This is a genomic window from Pueribacillus theae (genome assembly GCF_003097615.1).
Classification (GTDB): Bacteria; Bacillota; Bacilli; order Bacillales; family UBA6769; genus Pueribacillus; species Pueribacillus theae.
The window spans coordinates 1-2,242 of sequence record NZ_QCZG01000091.1 but is presented as its reverse complement, the minus strand read 5'-3'; the positions used below and the strand labels follow the sequence as shown (position 1 = coordinate 2,242).

Here is a 2,242-nt window from a genome sequence, read left to right as displayed (position 1 = left end):
TTATCTAGACTACTTGATAAATAAGCATTACTAGGACATCAATGAATTTCTATGAATAATTCAGGTTAGGAAAACAATTTGTAAAATAATAGCTACAACAATAGGCACTTCTCTTTTTCCCGAAACCGTTTTATGAGTAAGCATAATTGAAGAAATAGTGATACCCGGGATAGAGATAGAAACAAGAGTTAAAAACATCGCCCAATTAAACATGGCCAGATTCCTCAGTGATTAGAGTATACAGTTTTTTGGCAAAATCTCTAAATTGCTTTGTTTCTTCTATGGATAATTTAGAATAATACTTTTCTATAACTAAGTCATCCATTTCCTCGTACTTTTTAAAAAACTCCTTTCCTTTCTTACCTACTGTCACCAGAATTTCCCTCCTATTTTGAGGATTAATACTTCTTGAAACATAGTTTTCTTGCTCTAACTTATTAACCAGCTGACTTACTGAACTCATTGATAAGTGCAACTGATGAGATATGTCTTGAATTTTTGCTGGTTCAATTTCATGTATAAGATGGAGTACCATAAACTGCTTTGGAGTGAGTTCAATTTCGAGTAAAGAGTAATAGTTAATTGCTAAATGATGGTTGATTTTATCAAATAATAAAAAACCTTCTTTAATGAAATCACCTTGCTTCAAATTGCTCACCTCTTAATATTTATAAAGTTAAATATTTTATGTATATAAATAGTTTATTCAGGTAAACAATACCTTATGTATTTATGAATGTCAAGAAAATACAGGGTCAGGATAATAATAGCTTCTCCATTAACAGCTTAAGATGAGATGAATTGAAACCTCTAGTAAGATACCTGATGGTTGCTAAGCCAATCCCGACTTCAACACGAAAAATAGAAACAAAGAATGTGAAAACAAGCACACGAAATGTTTAATGAGTTTGCGAAAAAATACAATATTGATATAGACAAATTAGAGAAAATACATGACCGATTGCCGCTAAGGTAGTCGGATTTTGTTTTATTTGGGGTGAAAGTAGCCGTTTCTCACAGAATGGACATTCCATAAAAATAAATAAAAGGAGATGGTTAATGTGTTTGAAATTTATGACGTGGCTGTTATTCCGTTGATTCTTGGGCTTGTAGAGTTATTCAAAAGGGGAGGTTTGCCTGCTAAATATTCGCCTTTTGTAGCAGTATTTTTCGGATTGGCTTTCGGGGTTGTTTACTTAGACGCAACATTAAAAGAGGGGATAATTGTCGGATTAATGGTCGGGTTGTCAGCAAGTGGTTTGTATAGCTGTACTAAAAATATGATTGAAAAAAAGAGTGATGAGTAAATCGTTGTTCTTTTTTATCAATCAGTAGGGGGTTAGGCTCACAGGATGTGAGTCATGAAGACGTTGCTGCACGATGGCGTTCTTAATTTGAGAACCTATTATCCCCCCACCCTTCGCTTCTTCGGATTCCCTTAGCTTAGAGGTGGGGGCTTACTCCCAGTTAATGCGGAAGGTTCATTCCTGTAATGGTTTAAAGCCTGGGCATTCATCTTTGAACGGTTTTTATGATGATAGGATAACCATATTGTCTTTCGTTTTTGCAATGATTGTAGTAGGAATTTCCTAACGGCTCGGTGACATTTTATGCTCCTTCAGTGCGTTAATTAGCGGAAAAATGGAACTTCCTGCACACCTACCATGCGTGCGTACATAAAAAGTTGGCCTTTATGGTGAATTTCGTGATCATACATTGCAATAAGATATCTTTTTTTCGGACCTTGAAGCTTTGGATGCGATGAATTGTTTATGGCTTCTAAATCTGCATCAGTAAATGATTCGTAAGCAGCTTTTGTTTTTTGCGTAAATTCCTTTACAGCTTTACGTACCTCTTCCATCGTCTTGCATTCTGGGATGTCTGGTGAGGTAAATTCTTCAGTCTTGACCATTGAAACGAACACATCATTCCATCCAGCAACATGTAACGCCAGTTCACCAAGCGTCATAGCGCCTTCCCACGGTTTGAAGTTGATATGTTCGTCATCAATCAATTCCAATAACTCTTCCAACACCTTCCGATGTTGCAACCATTCATTCATCATTTGTTTTGCTTGTCCCAAATTATGATGTCTCCTTTTCCTCAGGGTTTTTCCTAAAACTTGACTTACACTATCATTCGTTACAGAACAAATTAGCCCTTTTTTAGGAGATAAGAAAGTATAAAATTTTGGGTCTACCACGGTCACTTTGGCTGTGGTATTTTCAATTTATGGAGATAC

Annotated in this window: 3 protein-coding genes; 1 reads left to right on the top strand and 2 read right to left on the bottom strand. The window is 35.8% G+C overall.

The annotated features are described in order from the left end of the window. Positions 1-205 precede the first annotated feature (205 nt). Positions 206-649: a MarR family winged helix-turn-helix transcriptional regulator gene (locus DCC39_RS18690; protein ID WP_116556390.1), complete on the bottom strand. Its 444-nt coding sequence runs from the start codon at positions 647-649 to the stop codon at positions 206-208. Positions 650-1,061: 412 nt separating this feature from the next. On the opposite strand from DCC39_RS18690, the gene DCC39_RS18685 reads away from it, so the two are divergent. After that, positions 1,062-1,307 carry a hypothetical protein gene (locus tag DCC39_RS18685; RefSeq protein WP_205948547.1) on the top strand — a complete coding sequence of 82 codons (246 nt, stop codon included), beginning with the start codon at positions 1,062-1,064 and terminating at the stop codon, positions 1,305-1,307. Between the two features lie 323 nt (positions 1,308-1,630). Here DCC39_RS18685 and DCC39_RS18680 read toward each other — a convergent pair whose 3' ends face one another. After that, positions 1,631-2,083, bottom strand: a complete 453-nt coding sequence (locus DCC39_RS18680; protein WP_116556388.1) for a DinB family protein — start codon at positions 2,081-2,083, stop codon at positions 1,631-1,633. Between the last annotated feature and the right edge of the window lie 159 nt (positions 2,084-2,242).